Origin of the sequence: Methylobacter sp. S3L5C (genome assembly GCF_022788635.1) — a bacterium.
Classification (GTDB): domain Bacteria; phylum Pseudomonadota; class Gammaproteobacteria; order Methylococcales; family Methylomonadaceae; genus Methylobacter_C.
The window spans coordinates 4151793-4169098 of the sequence record NZ_CP076024.1; the positions used below are offsets into that span (position 1 = coordinate 4151793).

The window sequence follows — 17306 nt, forward strand, 5'->3', positions numbered from 1 at the left end:
GCTGCTTCTTAACGACGTTTATTAAATAAAATCGCAAGCCGTTTACAGCAATTGAATCAGGCTGTTTTTACTTACGTAAACCCAAGCGCTCAATCAATGAACGATACCGACCGCTGTCTTTATTTTTTAAATAATCCAACAATTTACGACGCTGATTAACCATACGCAACAAACCGCGACGTGAATGGTTATCTTTTTTATGAGCGGCAAAATGCGGTGTTAAATGAAGAATGTGCGCTGTCAATAAGGCAACTTGTACTTCAGGTGAGCCAGTATCGGTTTCTGATTGACGGTAGGCTTCAACAACGACTTTTTTTTGTTCTGCAGTAAATGGCATTTATAATCCCCTAAGATTAAAATTAAAAAATAAAACCGTCTGATAACGGTCTTTAGTACATTGACTTCCACGATAGGGTGTAGAAATCAATATTTATTACAGTAACGTGATTTATCCCGTTACTGTTGATTGTTTATATTAAACAATTTTTTCGGTGTTATTTTACCATCCAATAGCATTTCTCCCAAGCCTAAAAAAACATCCCTGTGATACAGCCTTAACAGCCCTTCCCCACCTTCCAAAGCAAAAGCCAGGTCTGGAGCCAAATGGATTGCTTGTCCATATTTTATGGAAATGGCTTGTGCCTCCGATAACTGTACGCTACGCAAGGCTTCCAAAGGTTTGTCAACAGGCATAAGCGCTTGAAACAAATCTTGCTCGGTTAGCGCCCTTAACTGCTCAATAGTCATGGCATCTTTAATACTAAACTGACCTGCTTCCAACCGACGTAATTGGGTTACCGTACCACCGCAGCCCAGAACATGACCGATATCTTCAGCCAGTGATCTGATATAAGTACCTTTGGAACAGAATACTTCCAACCGTAATTGATCGGGTTTGCTGATCTCGGCATCGGAATAGGGCAACAACTTTAATTCGAAGATGTTAATACGTCGAGCTTTACGCTCAATGGTTTTACCTTCGCGTGCCAATTCATAGAGTTTTCTGCCGTTATGTTTTAACGCAGAATACATGGGGGGAACCTGATCGATTGCACCGGTAAACTGCTGCAGGCAGACTTGTATTTGTTCAATCGATAAATCGGGAACCGGTTTGGTCTCGATAACAGTGCCTTCTGCATCACCGGTATCAGTCATGACACCGAGCTGCACAAGTACCTGATAACGTTTATTGTCATCCAGCATTAATGCCGATACTTTAGTGGCTTCGCCAAAACAAAGCGGCAACAAGCCGGTTGCCAAAGGATCAAGGCTACCGGTATGTCCTGCTTTATTGGCATTAAATAAATGCCTGACTTCCTGCAACGCCTTATTTGATGAAACGCCCAGACGCTTATCCAACAGCAATATGCCGTGAATATTAAGTCCGGACTTGCGTTTACTCATGTATCGGAAATATCCGAATCATGCTTGTCCTGAGCGTCGTCTTCGGGCTTGTCCTTAACGTCGCCGATGGGCTTAATCACATCACTTAATAACTCGGCCACCCGCATACCGGTATCAAAGGAGTCATCATAATGAAAGCGCAGTTCAGAAATATGCCTTAAGCGCATTCTTTTTGCCAACTGATGCCGGATAACCGGTGACATCTCATTTAACAATTTAACGTTCGCGCGCTTACCTTGCTCATCAACATTTAACACGGTGACATAAACTTTAGCAACGGCCAGATCTTTAGTTACTACAACTTCATTGATAGTAACAAAACCCAACCTCGAATCATCGATATCACGCAACAAGATTAAGGAAAGCTCTTTTTGCATCTGTGATGAAACACGGGCATTACGACCAAATTCTTTTGCCATAAGCTTACAGTTCCCGCTTGATTTCTATGCGTTCAAATACTTCGATCTGATCGCCAGGCTGAACATCGTTGTAATTTTTTACGCCGATACCACATTCCATGCCCATTTTAACTTCGGCGGCATCATCTTTGAAGCGACGTAACGATTCCAACTGGCCTTCATAAATAACGACATTGTCTCGCAATACACGAATGGGCAGGCTTCTTTTAACAAAACCATCAATGACCATACAACCGGCAATAGCACCAAACTTTGGTGACCGGAATACGTCGCGAACTTCAGCGAGACCGACAATTTGTTCCTTGATTTCAGGCGCCAACATACCGCTAATCGCTTTCTTGACTTCATCAATCGCATCATAAATAACACTGTAATAATGCAGGTCAATATTTTTTTCTTCAATCAGCTTTCTGGCTGTCGTATCGGCTCTAACATTAAAGCCCATTAAGATCGCACCCGAAGCCAATGCCAGATTGGCATCACCTTCATTAATACCGCCAACACCGCCAAAAACAATCTTGACTTCTACTTCTTCGTTGGATAAGGAAACCAGTGATCCACGTAATGCTTCCAAACTGCCTTGCACATCTGTTTTGATAACCAGATTTACACTGGCAATCTCACCGGTTGCCATTCTGGAGAATACTTCATCCAGCTTGGAAGCCCGTTGTGCAGCATGTTTAGTGAATTTTTTGCGGTCTTCACGATGTTTTGCCAAGTCTTTGGCAATACGTTCGTTTTGAACCACCAGAAACTCGTCACCGGCATTGGGTGTACCCGACAAGCCAAGAATTTCAACCGGAGAACAAGGACCGGCTTCTTTAATGGCTTTTCCATTTTCGTTAAACATGGCGCGAACCCGGCCATATTCTTGACCGCAAAGTACCATTTGGCCACTTTCCAAGGTACCTTTTTGAATCATTATTGTCGCAACAGCACCACGACCTTTATCCAGTCTTGACTCAATCACAAGACCTGATGCAGCGCCTTCAACCGGTGCTTTCAACTCTAAAATTTCGGTCTGAACAATTAAAGCTTCAATTAAATCATCAATGCCTTCACCGGTCTTGGCAGAAATTTTAAGAAACTGGACATCGCCGCCCCATTCTTCTGCAAGCACATTAAGAACCGATAGTTCTTGCATGACTTTTTCAGGATTTGCATCCGGTTTATCGATTTTATTGATGGCTACGATAATTGGCACATTAGCAGCTCTTGCATGCTCAACGGCTTCTTTCGTTTGTGGCATCACACCATCATCGGCAGCAACAACAATAATGACTACGTCAGTAATGTCCGCGCCTCTGGCTCTCATGGCAGTAAAGGCAGCATGTCCGGGTGTATCCAAAAAGGTTACCGAACCATGATCTGTTTTAACTTGATAAGCACCGATATGCTGGGTAATACCACCCGCCTCACCGGCAGCAACACGGGTTTTGCGAATATAATCAAGCAACGATGTTTTACCATGATCGACGTGACCCATAATGGTAACAATAGGTGCGCGTGGCAGTTCAACACGAGTATCTTCTACCTGCGCTTCAGCCAGCATTTCTTGCTCAAGGTCATCATCACTCTGCATAATCGCTTTATGACCCATTTCCTCAACCAAAATGACCGCTGTTTCCTGGTCAATGCTTTGATTGATAGTTGCCATAATGCCCAGCTTCATCAAATGCTTGATGACCATCGCCGCTTTGACACTCATTTTCTGGGCAAGATCGGACACAATAATCATTTCTGGTATGGTGACGTCTTTGACTATCGGTGCAACCGGCATCTCAAACTGATGTTTACCATCATTTTGTACAGCAACACGTTGTGGTTGCTTGCCTTTTTTCTTGCCTCTTTTAGCATCTTTACCGGATGGACGAGCATTGCCGCCGCCTTCTTCCTGCTTTTTTCTGTGCAGTGTTTCCTGCTTGGCCGCCGCTTGCTGTCTTACTTTATCAGCATTTCTCTTGATGGATTCCTCAAGTCGACGCTCTTTTTCCTGCAGCTTTTTCTTGGCCTCATCCGCTTCATTGGTTTTGATCGATTTTTCCTGCTTGATTTTCTTTTCTTCCTTTATTTTTAAAGCTTCAAATTTAGCTTCAGATTCAAGTGATTCAATGGGCTCAACAGGCTCAACTTCAACCTCTTGTACAGTGACAGCCTGAACTTCCGGTTCAATTTTGACGGGCTCAACTTCAATCGCTTCTTCTATTGGAGCAATTTTTACTACAACAACGGGTGCTTCAACAACAGGCAATTTTTCAGCAGGCGTTAAAACAACTTCTGCTATTTTTACCGGCTCAACCAAAACAGGCTTTACCAATTCTTCTTTGTTACTTAAATCAGGATCGCTTACTTCACTACGTTTTATATATGTTTTCTTTTTACGAACTTCAACGCTAATGGTTTTCGTAGAACTACCAGGCGCGCTAGCCTGTTTGATTTCAGTTACTTTTCTGCGTTCCAAAGTGACACGTCGGGGGGAATTACTGACTTCGCCCTCAGCCTTACCATGCCGCTTACGCAAATGCGCAAGCAACTGCATTTTTTCATCTTCATTAATAACATCATCAGGAGCTCTGGCAGATAAACCCGCTTCTTTTAGTTGCTCTAATAATCGTTCCAGAGGTATTTTTACTATCTCTGCTAATTGCTGTACTGTTTTATCGCTCATCTTTAACCCCTTACTTACTCGCTATGTGCCTTAAGCAAACCAAGGCTCACGCGCCTTCATAATTAATTTTGCCGCCCGCTCTTCGTTCATGCCTGAAAAACCCAGCAAATCATCAACTGCTTGTTCTGCTAAATCATCCATTGTGATAATACCCTGACTTGCCAGGTCATGGGCCAGATCAGCATCCATACCGTCCATTTCCAGCAAGTCTTGTGCCGGCTTTGCTGTTTCTATTTTTTCTTCCATGGCAATGGCACTAATCAATAAGGCATCTTTTGCCCGACTTCTTAATTCATTGACCAAATCTTCATCAAAGCCTTCAATTTCAAGCATTTCACTGACAGGAACATAGGCAATTTCTTCGACGCTAATAAAACCTTCTTCAGCCAAAATCAACGCGATATCTTCATCGACATCTAATTGATCTATAAACAATTGCTTTATCTTGCCAACTTCCGCTTCAGCATTTTGATCTGCTTTGGAGGCATCAATAACATTTAATTCCCAACCGGTTAACTGGCTTGCCAGACGTACATTTTGACCACCCCGACCGATAGCCTGCGACAGGTTATCTGAACTGACGGCAAGATCCATACTGTGTTTGTCTTCATCCACAACAATGGACTGAATTTCAGCCGGTGACATGGCATTAATGACAAACTGAGCCTCACTGGGATTCCAAAGAATAATGTCGACGCGCTCGCCAGCCAGCTCATTGGTCACTGATTGCACTCTGGAACCGCGCATGCCTACACAAGCACCCACCGGATCAAGACGGGGATCATTACTTTTGACTGCCAACTTGGCTCTGGAGCCTGGATCACGCGCCGCACCAATTACTGAGATTAAACCCTCACCGACTTCGGGTACTTCCAGACGAAATAAAGCAATTAATAATTCAGGTGCCGTACGGCTAACAAATAATTGTGGACCACGGGGTTCTGACCTGACATCTTTTAAATAGCCCCGAATTCTGTCACCAATACGAATGGCTTCGCGTGGAATCATATCTTCTTTGGCGATATAGGCTTCTACATGGCCACCCAAGTCCAGATAAACACTGCCTTTTTCAATACGTTTGACAATCCCGGTAATCAGCTCACCGACACGGCTGTTATAGGCTTCAACAATTTTTCTGCGTTCAGCTTCCCGAACTTTGTGGATAATAACCTGCTTGGCAGTTTGCGCAGCGATACGTCCGAAATCAACAGATTCAATTTCTTCTTCTACCACATCACCAATTTGGATTTCCGGATTATCCAGCAGGGCAACCTCTAATAACACCTGAGTGGTTGGAAATTCAACATCACCAGCACAAGACAGATTAGTATCAACGACATCCCATTGTCGATAAGTGAGGTAGCCTCCGGTCTTTCTGTCAATGACAACACGCGCTTTGATGGGATTGGTGTGACGCTTTACCGTAGCAGCTTCCAGTGCTGACTCTATTGCCTGGAAAACGATTTCCTTTTCAATCTCTCTTTCATTAGAAAAAACCTCAACTACTAACAAGATTTCTTTATTTGCCACTGCGGCCTCCTTTTTCAATTAAATATTCAGGCACCAAACGCGCTTTACTCATCGCATCAAAAGGCACCTCATAAATCTGTTCGCCTTCCTGAAGCGTAATAATATCATCTTCAACTTTTTTTATCAGGGCGGTAATTTTTCTTCGGCCACCTATTGCTTTAAATAGATTAACCAATACCATACTGCCGATAAATTGTTCAAACTGACTTATCTTAAAAAACGGTCTGTCTCCACCCGGAGAAGATACTTCTAACTGATAGTTGCCTTGTATGGGATCTTCCACATCCAAAACACCACTAATTTGGTGACTGACTTTAGTGCAGTCTTCAACCAAAATACCATTTTCACTATCAATATAAATTCTTAACAAGCCATGCTGTGGATGCGGGTTATAGTCAATACCAACACACTCATAACCCAAGCCTTCAACAATTGGCTCGATTAAGTTGACCAAATGCTCAGGAGCCTGTTTCATGGTTTTCTCACTTATTTTCGAACAAAAAAAAAGAGCCAAAGGCTCTTCCATAAACAATCTAATTTTAAGCTTCCCAAAACCGAAGCCCAGAAAATAAAAAACCCCAAAATGGGGTTCTAAAATATGGTAGCGGGGGCAGGATTTGAACCTACGACCTTCGGGTTATGAGCCCGACGAGCTACCAAGCTGCTCCACCCCGCGATTGATTTAGCTATTATAAGCATTTATCAGAATTTGGCAAGTGTTTTATAACTTTATTTTTTAAACGGTTAAAAACAAAGCCCGCATCAACCTTTAATAAAAGCAAGTAAACAGCTTACAACCCTGCATCAACAAGACTTAAGGGATGACTGAAAAAATAAAGAATGGTTTTTTAAATAGTGATCACACCTTATTAATATAGGTGCCAAATTAAACCTGACACACACTATCAATATTAAGCTTTATTAAAATGATAAACACCGATTAAGAAATCGAGATCCGGATTTTTACGCAACAACCCGGCATGCCAATGCAAACGCTGGGGATAATACCAGCCATCAGCATCTATAAATGGTGGTTTGGCAATTTGGGGACTTAGCGCCGGAATTCTTGACTCGAATTAGAGCCGTTCTTAACTAAAAAAAAGGGGTTATTGATTTTCAGATAAATGATTTCGATACTAACAGAAATTATTTCTTCGAGAGATTATGGGTAATGAGGCACCTTAAATGAAAAGGGTTTTAGCTGTGATCAACGCATCTAAAACCCTTTTACAGAAAACAATCAAACATCACCGACACAAAAACAGGCGCTCAAAAAGCAGTTGTTGTTATGTCAAAGAAATGGTTTCTGCACGATTGACTATCTCAAGAGAAACCTTTCCTTCTTGAGCCAGCCAACCGATACCACGTTGAATATTTTTTTCATCTATTTTAGTTTCCCTGGTTAACTTGGCTATAGTGGTCGCGCCATTTTTATCCAGATACTTCCAGATTTCACCTGCTGTATTGCCTACTATGTCTGACATATTACTATCACCTTAGAGTCATTAATTAAGTCACAATCGATATTACCCTAAATAAAATCAGGAATAAATAGTTTATTTTATCTCCCACAGGATATTGAGTAGCAGCTCTATCAACTCTATCCTCTAATAGATACTCTGCCGCAATTAGTATAGCTATTCAGGCCGACTTTGTCTTTGCAGATATAAATAAATTAGCTATGAAACCTCAATTGCATCAATATCACAGAGAATTTAAGCAAAAGACTTTGCCGCCCAAAATATTGCCAAAGGTTCGCGCTATTTAATAACGCACTTATCAAATACCCTTCTATTTGTGAAATTTCCCAGTCAAGGTATTTTCCATTCCCTGACACTCCTCCCAAGCGTAAATTCTGAAAAACCAATGACTCTATTAATATACGAAATTTTTTCGTGTCTTTGGTACTTTTCGTGGATAAACTGACGTTTTTAGATTTAATCATGCTGCACTATAAAAACCTATCCCGATGAAAGAGCAAGAAGGTGTCATAAAATATCAATTGCAGCATATGCAAAAGCCTATCAAGGAAACTTTTTCATTTAATGAAATTAATGCCTGGCGCACTATTATTTTTCGTCTTGGCCTTATTGGACAGGATCCTGATCGCTATAACAATCTTGGTTTTGGCAATATCAGTCAACGACTTTACCCCCTAAGTAGTCAGTTTATTATTAGCGGCACGCAAACAGGATCTATTGAACAGTTAAATCCGGAACATTATTGCCTGGTTATCAACGCAGATCCCCGAAAAAACCGGCTTTCATCATGCGGACTGAAGAAACCTTCATCTGAAGCACTGACTCATGCAAGCATTTATGCCCAAGACAATACCATACAGGCCGTTATTCATGTGCATAGCCCTGAATTATGGAGCTGTACTGCCGCGCTTAAGCTAACCCATATCCCCACAGACATTCCTTATGGCACGGTTGCAATGGCTACCGCCGTTGAGCAGCTATTTCAAACTGGTCAGTTACAACAAACACCCCTATTTACCATGTTGGGACATAAAGATGGAGTCGTTGCTTTTGGCAAAAACATGCAAGAAGCAGCATGGATATTGATAAAGTATTTATCATTGGCTATCAGTACGGCAAAGCAATAGCCTAAATAAAGACACTCATCATAATCGATTATTGGTAAAAACCTTATGGTCTTCGTGGTAAACAAAAAATATTAAATAGTCCGTTAGCCGTATTTTACGTTTAGTCTGTTTAATTTTAAAAAAACATCTCCGGGCAAGCAGAAGTTACTCTATAAGTTACCGTTTAGTATATTTATTGACTACCAAATACGACATTGAGAAAACATTGATTTTGTGTTGTAATGCCAACGTTTTACGTCTTAATGCGCCCCTTGTTTTCAAGTGTTTGATATAAGGGGCTCGGTTCGCCGCAACTTGTTTGGAGAGTAGGCTTATTATCTATGCGATTTACTATTAAAAACGGTTTAAACCTACCCATAACGGGAGGTCCTAAACAAATTATTGAGGATGGCAATAAGGTTAATTCCGTTGCCATTCTGGGGATTGATTATGTAGGCATGAAACCTACCATGATGGTTAGCGAGGGGGATACGGTCAAATTGGGTCAGGTACTTTTCACTGACAAGAAAAATCCTGGGTGCGTATTTACGTCACCGGGTGCAGGTGTCGTTAAAGCGATTAACCGTGGTGCCAAACGGGTATTACAATCAGTCGTTATTGACTTACAAGGCTCGGCAGAAGTATCGTTCAGCCAGTACAGCGAATCCGAACTTAACGATTTAACAGCAGAACAAGTTAAAGAGAATCTGTTGGCATCAGGCTTGTGGGCTACCATACGAGTGCGTCCTTATGGTAAAACGCCTGCTATAGATAGCAAGCCCAGCTCCATTTTTGTTACGGCTATAGATACCCGACCTTTAGCAGCAGATCCTGCCGTTATTATTAAGGAACGCAGTAATGATTTCGTTAATGGTTTAGCGGTAATTGCCAAACTGACAACCGGTAAAACTTACGTTTGCAAAGCGTCAGATGCTGATATAGTAATTGGTAGCGCTGCAACTGTTGCTGAATTTTCAGGTCCGCATCCTGCCGGTTTACCCAGTACCCATATTCATTTTATTGATGCAGTTAATATCAATAAATCTGTCTGGCATCTGGATTATCAGGCAGTAATGGCAATAGGTGCATTATTTACTACCGGTAAATTGAATGTCGAAAGAGTCGTTTCGTTAGCGGGCCCTACTGTAAAAAACCCAAGATTAATCCGCACTCGCGTTGGTGCCAACACCAATGATTTGGTTGCAGGTGAGCTTTTGGATGACGTTGAGAGTCGGGTTATTTCCGGTTCCGTTTTATACGGTCATACTGCCAGCGATTGGGCTGCCTATTTAGGCTGTTACAGTAACCAGTTGTCGGTATTGCAAGAAGGCCGCGCCCGAGAATTGTTTGGCTGGATTGTTGCCGGTAAAGACAAATACTCGGCACTGAATGTTTATACATCCAGTGTTGATCGTAAAAACAACCGTCTTTTTCCATTAACTACCGATAAAAACGGCAGTAACAGAGCCATTGTTCCAATTGGCGTTTATGAAACTGTCATGCCTATGGACATTTTGGCAACACCATTGTTAAAAGCGTTAGTAGTTGGTGATTCAGATCAGGCGCAATTATTGGGTTGCTTGGAACTTGATGAAGAAGATGTCTCCTTATTTACGTTTGTGGATCCAGGTAAACATGACTTCGGTCCTGTACTGAGAGCGAATTTAACTAAAATCGAGAAGGAAGGATAATGTCGGCTAGAGAAATTTTAGATAGCATAGAGCCGCATTTTACAAAAGGTGGTCGATTAGAAAAGTATTACGGTCTCTATGAGATGGTCGATACCTTTATATATACGCCCGCTGATGTAACACGCGGCACTACCCATGTTCGTGACGGTAATGACCTGAAGCGAACCATGACTTTTGTGGTTATAGCAACGCTGTTTTGTGTATTGATGGCGATGTATAACACCGGATATCAAGCCAATTTGGCAATGGAATCCATGGGTCTGGAAAAAATTGATAACTGGCGCAGTGTCCCGATGATGTTATTCGGATATAGCACTATGAATCCGTTTTCTAACCTGGCTCATGGCGCCTTATACTTTTTACCTATTTATATCACCACGTTGGCTATCGGCGGTATTTGGGAAGTATTATTTGCTACCGTTCGTGGCCATGAAGTCAATGAAGGCTTTTTGGTTTCATCCATGTTATACGCTTTGATTATGCCGCCTGATATGCCTCTATGGCAGGTAGCGCTGGGTATTTCATTCGGCATCGTGATTGGTAAGGAAGTTTTTGGCGGTACCGGCAAAAACTTTTTAAATCCTGCGCTGACCGGACGGGCATTTTTATACTTTGCTTACCCCGCCTCAATGACTGGTGATTCTGTATGGATCGCAGTTGATGGCTATACCCGGGCAACGCCTTTAGGTCTGGCGGCAAACGGTGGTCTTGACGCTGTTTACGCAGCTGATTATAGCTGGATGCAAACATTTTTTGGTTTTGAGCCTGGCTGTTTGGGTGAAACATCAACTCTGGCCATTTTAATAGGTGCCGCATTCCTGCTGTATACCCGTGTTGCGTCCTATCGCATTATGGGTGGTGTATTTGCCGGTATGGTCGCTATCGCTACGCTGTTTAACTTTGTTGGCAGCGATACCAACCCCATGTTTGCCCTGCCCTGGTATTGGCATTTAACGATGGGCGGTTTTGCTTTCGGTATGGTTTATATGGCCACTGATCCGGTAAGTGCGGCAATGACTAATAAAGGTCGTTGGATATTTGGCGCATTAGTCGGCGGTATGACCGTGTTAATCAGAGTCGTCAATCCTGCCTTTCCGGAAGGAATTATGCTGGCTATTCTGTTTTCAAACATGTTTGCACCGACGATTGATTACTTCGTCATTCAGGCCAATATTAGAAGAAGGGTGAAACGTCATGCCTAATAATAAAAAGTCTTGTAAACAGATGGAAAAATTGTGTACTGCACTCAATAATAATGAGTACTATCAAAAATTTGATGCTTATAAAAACAAAGTTCTTGCTTTAGGTAACGATAGTCTGGAAAAGACAATTGCAATTGCAGTTGCGTTGTGTCTGGTCTGCGCGGTTCTGGTTTCATTTGCGGCGGTTGCATTAAAACCCCTACAAATAGATAACAAAGCAGCGGATATGAAGCAGAATATTCTTGATGTTGCCGGCTTGCTGGAAGAAGGCGCGGATATAAATTCGGCATTTGCAGAAAAAATTGAAGCAAAAATCGTTGACCTGGAAACAGGCGATTATGTTGAAAATATCGATGTCGCTGAATTTGATCAACGTAAAGCGGCAAAAGATCCTGCTCAAAGCGTTGCCATCCCAAAAGATAAAGATATTGCCCATATCCGGGTAAAATCCAAATATGCCAAAGTTTTTTTGGTTAAAGAAGGCGATGTGACTAAATCCATTATTCTGCCTATGCATGGTTATGGATTATGGTCTACCTTGTATGGTTTCCTTTCTTTGGATCCTGATGGTCAAACCGTACAAAGCATCAACTTTTACGATCAAGCTGAAACTCCAGGATTAGGTGGTGAAGTTGTTAATCCTAACTGGCGTGCATTATGGAAAGGCAAGAAAGTTTATGCTGAAACTGATCAACCGTCATCAGAAAAAGGTTTAATTACTGAAGCTGATATCGGCGAACCTGCCTTAAGTTTAATTAAAGGCGTGGTAGATAAAACCAAACCTGGTTCTCAATATCAGGTAGATGGTCTGGCTGGTGCGACTTTAACCAGTACCGGCGTGACTAATCTGGTTAGATACTGGATGAGTGATGAAGGTTTTGCACCGTATTTGAAAAAAGTAAGAACGGTTAAACAGGTGAAATCATGAGCGCAATTTTAAATGATGAAACAAAAAAAGTATTAACTGCACCACTGGTTAACGATAATCCTATTACTTTGCAGGTTCTGGGTATTTGTTCAGCGTTGGCGGTTACTTCACAAATGTCAACATCGCTGATTATGGCGCTTGCCTTGACTTTGGTAACGGCATTTTCGAGTGCGGCAATTAGTGCGATTAGAAACCATATTCCAAGCAGTATCCGGATTATTGTCCAAATGACCATTATTGCTTCATTGGTTATTGTGGTTGATCAACTATTAAAAGCTTTTGCTTATGATGTCAGCAAACAGTTATCAGTATTTGTTGGTTTGATTATTACCAACTGTATCGTTATGGGACGTGCTGAAGGTTATGCGATGAAAAATCCGCCTTTAGAAAGCTTCATGGATGGTATCGGTAATGGTCTGGGCTATAGTTTGATATTGATTATCGTGGCATTTTTTAGAGAAACTTTGGGCTCAGGTAAATTATTGGGCATAGAAGTCTTCAAGCTGACAAAAGATGGCGGCTGGTACGATCCTAACGGTTTAATGTTATTGCCGCCCAGTGCTTTCTTTATTATTGGTTTGATTATCTGGAGTGTCCGTCAGTGGAAACCCACTCAAGCTGAAAAGGTAGAATTCAAGATTATGGCGATTGCTCATGGTGAAGGAGGACATCACTAATGGAAGCTTATATTAGTTTATTTGTTAAGGCAGTCTTTATTGAAAACCTGGCGCTTTCCTTCTTTTTGGGAATGTGTACGTTTATAGCGGTATCAAAAAAGATTGCTACGGCGATGGGTTTGGGTATTGCCGTTATGGTAGTGCAAGCCATTACGGTACCCGCCAACAATATCGTTTACCATGCCTTGTTGAAAGAAGATGCCCTGTCCTGGATAGGAATAAAAGGCGTTGATTTAAGCTTTTTGGCACTATTAAGCTGTATTGGCATGATCGCTGCCTTGGTACAAATTCTTGAAATGATTTTAGATAAATTCTTTCCAGCTTTGTATCACGCCTTAGGCGTATTTCTACCTTTAATTACAGTAAACTGCGCAATTCTTGGCGGTAGTTTATTTATGATTGAACGGGACTATAATTTCGGCGAAAGCGTTACTTACGGCGTAGGCAGTGGTTTGGGCTGGGCATTGGCTATTACTGTTATGGCGGGTGTACGCGAAAAACTTAAATACAGTGATATTCCAGCCGGACTGCAAGGCCTGGGCATAACTTTTATTACCGCAGGTCTGATGTCGCTTGGCTTCATGGCTTTCTCCGGAATCCAACTTTAAGAAGGTAGCTTATAATGCTGGAAATTCTATTAGGGATCATCATTTTCACGGCTTTTGTTATAGCACTGGTATTTGTAATTATCGGCGCTAAAAGCAAATTGGTCGCGGAAGGAGATGTTGAGATCCTGATCAATAATGAAAAGAAAATTCATGTCCCAGTCGGCTCAAAACTGTTAACTGCTTTGGCAGATAATGGTTTATTTGTTTCGTCAGCCTGTGGTGGTGGCGGTACCTGTGCTCAGTGTAAAGTTGTCGTTCATTCAGGTGGCGGTGAGATTTTACCTACTGAACTGACTCATATTACCAAACGCGAAGCCGCTCATGGCGAACGTCTTTCTTGTCAGGTCTCGGTAAAACATGACATGAGCATAGAAGTTGAAGATGAAGTATTTGGTGTTAAAAAATGGGAATGTACTGTTAAGTCAAATAACAACGTTGCGACTTTTATTAAAGAACTGGTACTTCAATTACCTGAAGGCGAAGAAATCAAATATAAGGCAGGCGGTTATATTCAAATTGAATGTCCTGCGCACATTGCCAAATACAGTGATTTTAACGTTGAAGAAAGATTTCATGAGGATTGGGATAAATTCAAGATATGGCGTTATGTTTCTGAAGTGAAACAACCGGCATTACGCGCCTATTCAATGGCAAGTTATCCTGAAGAAAAAGAAATCATGCTGAACGTTCGTATCGCGACACCACCTCCCGGTGCACCCGATAGCGTACCGCCAGGTATCATGTCATCTTATATCTTTAGTTTAAAACCCGGTGACAAATGTATTATTTCAGGACCTTATGGTGAATTCTATGCCAAAGATACTGAAGCAGAAATGGTCTTTGTTGGTGGCGGTGCCGGTATGGCACCTATGCGCTCACACCTTTTTGATCTGTTACGCAGGCTTAAATCCAAACGTAAAATCACTTTCTGGTACGGCGCACGTAGTAAACGTGAAATGTTCTATGTAGAAGATTTTGACATGCTGGCCAGAGAAAATGATAATTTTGAATGGCATGTTGCGTTATCCGATCCACTGCCAAATGAAGAATGGGATGGTTATAAAGGCTTTATTCATAATATTCTTTATGAAGAATTCATTAAAAACCATCCAGCGCCAGAAGATTGTGAGTTCTATATGTGCGGACCTCCAATCATGAATACATCTGTTATCAATATGTTGATTGATAACGGTGTAGAGCCGGAAAACATTATGTTGGATGACTTTGGTGGTTAAATAATACGCTGTCTTCTCCCTTGAATAATTGTTGTTTTAGGGAGAGCAAAGTATCGATAAAAAAATGGGGATAAGCGAAAGCATTATCCCCATTTTTTTGTCTGCCACAGACTCTCGGAAATTACATGCTCAACTCACGTCGCTGTAAGCTTATACAGATACTATCCCTTCAAAGGCTGTATCTATTGGTATCGAAATTATTTATCTAAGAATCGGTAAAAATAAACCTCGGGAATATGACAGTCCCTGCTCTATCTTTAAAAAAATTTTCCACTACATGTGGCTTTAAAAACATACCAATAATATCTCTTAATCTCTCAAAGAGATGGTATTTGTATAGGCTTAACAAGACGCGTAGTGGAAATTTAATTCCTGAAAATCTATAGCCGTTATAATAGCCAATAAATAAAATTTATTAATAACCCGATTTCCTTAAGTACGAGCATTATTTACCATGAATTTATTAATCAAATACCTTTCGCTTTGTTGGTTCAAAAATAATCCAGCTGATTTATTTCCATCAAAATCGTTTATGTGGAAAACCGTGGTGTTTTATCTTATTTCCGGCATTATTGTTGAAGGTCTTATTGCCGACCCTGCCGATGGCTCACTGGAAGTCTCATTGCGAGCTATCATGGCGCTTTCATCGATAGCCCTGCTGTTATTAATCATCAAAAAACGGCACTATTTTAGCCAACTATTTACGGCTATTTTTATCTGCGAAAATTTTATTATGACTTTGGCCATTGGTGCCGAAGCATTGGATTTTGTCATGGTAATGAACCACAACGAATATCGGGAAATAATATCGATTTCTTTAGCAGTGTTATTGGTCAGCTGGTATATTGCCATTGTCAGTTATATTTTTAGACAACTGTTAGAATTTAAAATGAGTACCAGCATTATTTCCGCCTTTAGCTATTTTATTTTAACTTACGGTATTCCCATGCTGTTCATGGATATATAAATAAAATACTACAGCTTTTACACAATCGGCTTTGGCGAACCCTTAAAAAGATCAGGAGGCATTGGTTTCAAGGCTATTCAGGACAGTCAAGTTATTGAAAGATTTTTTGGTAAATGAATTGCTTATTTGTTGATAATTTTAAAGCAACAAACAGCACCACCTTTTGCCATACACTCTACATGATCAATATTCTTATCCAGTAACGAAGAAATTAATGTTCTATCAAACTCACAAATTTCTTCGTGTTTTTGAGCAAGGTCATGATAAATACAGTTACGGGCTTCAATAGTGGGCTCATTTCTATCGGGGTCGGTAATAATCCTCGCATCAAAACCCAAGCTATCCATCACTTTCAATAATGCCTCAATCCGCTCATTAGTCTGTTTTCCTTCAAATTGAGGCAACAAAGTTTGTGACAGATTACTACCCAACCTATGCAGATAACGCTGAAAAGCTTCAGACCCTATTTCGTTTTTCATATCAGTAAGCATGAGTTCAGAAAACCACGCGTATTGCTTTGGAAAACTGTTAATGCCGGCTTCGGTCAGAATAAAGCTACGTACCGGCCGACCAGCTGTCTTATTGAGCACTCCAGGCTGTATGTAACCGTCTCTTTCCAACACAATAAAATGTTGCTGTACCGCGTTACGGGAAATATCCAATGCAGTAGCAACTTCATCAATACTTAACCCGGCTTTTTTTTCCAACAGCAATTTTAAAATTTGCTGTTGGCGTGGTCTGGCTTTATCCACCATAAAAATCCCTTCTTTTAATTTGCTTTATAACTTAAAGCATAGCAGAAAATGCTGCTTTAAATACTAAAATTTGATATAACATATTTATATTGTATAAGTTAAATCGATTTGTTATTATTTTCCTGTAGTCAATCCAGTTTGGTTACATTTTGGCAAAAAAAATTGAGGCAATAATAATGACTGACACACAAAACCATGAGGAAGCAATAGTGAGTAAAACGCTTTATGACAGACTAGGCGGAGAACCGGCAGTTAATGTAGCCGTGGATATTTTTTATCGCAAGGTTCTTAATGACGACCGTATCAACCGTTTTTTCGACGACGTTGACATGGAAACGCAAGCAGCCAAACAAAAAGCTTTTTTAACCATGGCTTTTGGCGGACCACATAGCTATACCGGCGCAGACATGCGCAAAGGTCATGCGCACCTTGTTAAGATGGGCTTGGATGATAGCCATTTCGATGCCGTTGTAGAACATTTAGGCGCTACATTGGTAGAGTTAAATGCACCTCAAGAACTCATCGCTGAAGTCGTGGTAATTTGTGAAACCACACGCAACGATATATTAGGTAGATAAATACGACAACCCCACTCCATAATATTTTACTTTGACTAATTACCAAAATATTATGGA

At 41.1% G+C, this 17306-nt stretch carries 17 protein-coding genes and 1 tRNA gene; 9 read left to right on the plus strand and 9 right to left on the minus strand.

What is annotated here, in order from left to right; all coding sequences use genetic code 11:
- Positions 1 to 67: 67 nt before the first annotated feature.
- From rpsO to KKZ03_RS18840, 8 genes are all read right to left on the minus strand, one after another.
- A complete protein-coding gene (rpsO, locus tag KKZ03_RS18805; protein WP_243218287.1) occupies positions 68 to 337 on the minus strand; it encodes a 30S ribosomal protein S15 in 270 nt (89 codons plus the stop codon).
- A gap of 119 nt (positions 338 to 456) precedes the next feature.
- Entirely contained in the window at positions 457 to 1404 is a 948-nt protein-coding gene (gene truB, locus KKZ03_RS18810) for a tRNA pseudouridine(55) synthase TruB (RefSeq protein ID WP_243218288.1), read from the minus strand.
- Positions 1401 to 1823 (minus strand): 30S ribosome-binding factor RbfA, encoded by a 423-nt coding sequence (gene rbfA / locus KKZ03_RS18815; RefSeq protein WP_243218289.1) that lies wholly within the window; start codon positions 1821 to 1823, stop codon positions 1401 to 1403. The genes truB and rbfA overlap by 4 nt, the downstream gene beginning before the upstream one ends.
- A gap of 4 nt (positions 1824 to 1827) precedes the next feature.
- Positions 1828 to 4491: a translation initiation factor IF-2 gene (infB, locus tag KKZ03_RS18820; protein WP_243218290.1), complete on the minus strand. Its 2664-nt coding sequence runs from the start codon at positions 4489 to 4491 to the stop codon at positions 1828 to 1830.
- A gap of 30 nt (positions 4492 to 4521) precedes the next feature.
- On the minus strand, positions 4522 to 6021 hold the full coding sequence (gene nusA / locus KKZ03_RS18825) for a transcription termination factor NusA (protein ID WP_243218291.1): 1500 nt from the start codon (positions 6019 to 6021) through the stop codon (positions 4522 to 4524).
- Complete coding sequence (gene rimP, locus KKZ03_RS18830; RefSeq protein WP_243218292.1) at positions 6011 to 6496, minus strand: ribosome maturation factor RimP; 486 nt, start codon at positions 6494 to 6496, stop codon at positions 6011 to 6013. The genes nusA and rimP overlap by 11 nt, the downstream gene beginning before the upstream one ends.
- Before the next feature lie 124 nt (positions 6497 to 6620).
- Positions 6621 to 6697: transfer RNA gene (locus KKZ03_RS18835), tRNA-Met, on the minus strand.
- Positions 6698 to 7307: 610 nt separating this feature from the next.
- The gene (locus KKZ03_RS18840; protein WP_243218293.1) at positions 7308 to 7505 is read right to left on the minus strand and encodes a winged helix-turn-helix domain-containing protein; all 198 of its coding nucleotides are present in this window, start codon (positions 7503 to 7505) and stop codon (positions 7308 to 7310) included.
- A 485-nt stretch (positions 7506 to 7990) separates the two neighbouring features.
- Here KKZ03_RS18840 and KKZ03_RS18845 point away from each other — a divergent pair, with 485 nt between their 5' ends.
- The 8 genes from KKZ03_RS18845 (at position 7991) to KKZ03_RS18880 (ending at position 15916) form a co-directional block, all read left to right on the plus strand.
- Positions 7991 to 8629, plus strand: coding sequence for a class II aldolase/adducin family protein (locus KKZ03_RS18845; protein ID WP_243218294.1), 639 nt, complete (start codon positions 7991 to 7993; stop codon positions 8627 to 8629).
- Positions 8630 to 8949: 320 nt separating this feature from the next.
- The gene (locus KKZ03_RS18850) at positions 8950 to 10299 is read left to right on the plus strand and encodes a Na(+)-translocating NADH-quinone reductase subunit A (protein ID WP_243218295.1); all 1350 of its coding nucleotides are present in this window, start codon (positions 8950 to 8952) and stop codon (positions 10297 to 10299) included.
- Positions 10299 to 11501: an NADH:ubiquinone reductase (Na(+)-transporting) subunit B gene (locus tag KKZ03_RS18855; RefSeq protein ID WP_243218296.1), complete on the plus strand. Its 1203-nt coding sequence runs from the start codon at positions 10299 to 10301 to the stop codon at positions 11499 to 11501. Before KKZ03_RS18850 ends, KKZ03_RS18855 begins: the two co-directional genes overlap by 1 nt.
- Positions 11494 to 12429 carry a Na(+)-translocating NADH-quinone reductase subunit C gene (locus tag KKZ03_RS18860; protein ID WP_243218297.1) on the plus strand — a complete coding sequence of 312 codons (936 nt, stop codon included), beginning with the start codon at positions 11494 to 11496 and terminating at the stop codon, positions 12427 to 12429. Before KKZ03_RS18855 ends, KKZ03_RS18860 begins: the two co-directional genes overlap by 8 nt.
- Positions 12426 to 13106, plus strand: coding sequence for an NADH:ubiquinone reductase (Na(+)-transporting) subunit D (locus KKZ03_RS18865; RefSeq protein WP_243218298.1), 681 nt, complete (start codon positions 12426 to 12428; stop codon positions 13104 to 13106). The genes KKZ03_RS18860 and KKZ03_RS18865 overlap by 4 nt, the downstream gene beginning before the upstream one ends.
- Positions 13106 to 13714, plus strand: a complete 609-nt coding sequence (gene nqrE, locus KKZ03_RS18870) for an NADH:ubiquinone reductase (Na(+)-transporting) subunit E (protein ID WP_243218299.1) — start codon at positions 13106 to 13108, stop codon at positions 13712 to 13714. The genes KKZ03_RS18865 and nqrE overlap by 1 nt, the downstream gene beginning before the upstream one ends.
- 14 nt (positions 13715 to 13728) lie before the next feature.
- Positions 13729 to 14949, plus strand: a complete 1221-nt coding sequence (gene nqrF / locus KKZ03_RS18875) for an NADH:ubiquinone reductase (Na(+)-transporting) subunit F (RefSeq protein WP_243218300.1) — start codon at positions 13729 to 13731, stop codon at positions 14947 to 14949.
- Positions 14950 to 15403: 454 nt separating this feature from the next.
- Complete coding sequence (locus tag KKZ03_RS18880) at positions 15404 to 15916, plus strand: hypothetical protein (protein WP_243218301.1); 513 nt, start codon at positions 15404 to 15406, stop codon at positions 15914 to 15916.
- Between the two features lie 122 nt (positions 15917 to 16038).
- Here KKZ03_RS18880 and KKZ03_RS18885 read toward each other — a convergent pair whose 3' ends face one another.
- Positions 16039 to 16671, minus strand: a complete 633-nt coding sequence (locus tag KKZ03_RS18885; protein WP_243218302.1) for a metalloregulator ArsR/SmtB family transcription factor — start codon at positions 16669 to 16671, stop codon at positions 16039 to 16041.
- Positions 16672 to 16847: 176 nt separating this feature from the next.
- Here KKZ03_RS18885 and KKZ03_RS18890 point away from each other — a divergent pair, with 176 nt between their 5' ends.
- Positions 16848 to 17249, plus strand: a complete 402-nt coding sequence (locus tag KKZ03_RS18890) for a group 1 truncated hemoglobin (RefSeq protein ID WP_243218303.1) — start codon at positions 16848 to 16850, stop codon at positions 17247 to 17249.
- The last annotated feature ends 57 nt before the right edge of the window (positions 17250 to 17306 follow it).

Excerpts from the sequence above, each read along its gene's own strand:
- rpsO (WP_243218287.1), bottom strand. The coding sequence starts at position 337 with ATGCCATTTACTGCAGAACAAAAAAAAGTCGTTGTTGAAGCCTACCGT.
- truB (WP_243218288.1), bottom strand. The coding sequence starts at position 1,404 with ATGAGTAAACGCAAGTCCGGACTTAATATTCACGGCATATTGCTGTTG.
- rbfA (WP_243218289.1), bottom strand. The coding sequence starts at position 1,823 with ATGGCAAAAGAATTTGGTCGTAATGCCCGTGTTTCATCACAGATGCAA.
- infB (WP_243218290.1), bottom strand. The coding sequence starts at position 4,491 with ATGAGCGATAAAACAGTACAGCAATTAGCAGAGATAGTAAAAATACCT.
- rimP (WP_243218292.1), bottom strand. The coding sequence starts at position 6,496 with ATGAAACAGGCTCCTGAGCATTTGGTCAACTTAATCGAGCCAATTGTT.
- KKZ03_RS18840 (WP_243218293.1), bottom strand. The coding sequence starts at position 7,505 with ATGTCAGACATAGTAGGCAATACAGCAGGTGAAATCTGGAAGTATCTG.
- KKZ03_RS18845 (WP_243218294.1), top strand. The coding sequence starts at position 7,991 with ATGAAAGAGCAAGAAGGTGTCATAAAATATCAATTGCAGCATATGCAA.
- KKZ03_RS18850 (WP_243218295.1), top strand. The coding sequence starts at position 8,950 with ATGCGATTTACTATTAAAAACGGTTTAAACCTACCCATAACGGGAGGT.
- KKZ03_RS18855 (WP_243218296.1), top strand. The coding sequence starts at position 10,299 with ATGTCGGCTAGAGAAATTTTAGATAGCATAGAGCCGCATTTTACAAAA.
- KKZ03_RS18860 (WP_243218297.1), top strand. The coding sequence starts at position 11,494 with ATGCCTAATAATAAAAAGTCTTGTAAACAGATGGAAAAATTGTGTACT.
- KKZ03_RS18865 (WP_243218298.1), top strand. The coding sequence starts at position 12,426 with ATGAGCGCAATTTTAAATGATGAAACAAAAAAAGTATTAACTGCACCA.
- nqrE (WP_243218299.1), top strand. The coding sequence starts at position 13,106 with ATGGAAGCTTATATTAGTTTATTTGTTAAGGCAGTCTTTATTGAAAAC.
- nqrF (WP_243218300.1), top strand. The coding sequence starts at position 13,729 with ATGCTGGAAATTCTATTAGGGATCATCATTTTCACGGCTTTTGTTATA.
- KKZ03_RS18880 (WP_243218301.1), top strand. The coding sequence starts at position 15,404 with ATGAATTTATTAATCAAATACCTTTCGCTTTGTTGGTTCAAAAATAAT.
- KKZ03_RS18885 (WP_243218302.1), bottom strand. The coding sequence starts at position 16,671 with ATGGTGGATAAAGCCAGACCACGCCAACAGCAAATTTTAAAATTGCTG.
- KKZ03_RS18890 (WP_243218303.1), top strand. The coding sequence starts at position 16,848 with ATGACTGACACACAAAACCATGAGGAAGCAATAGTGAGTAAAACGCTT.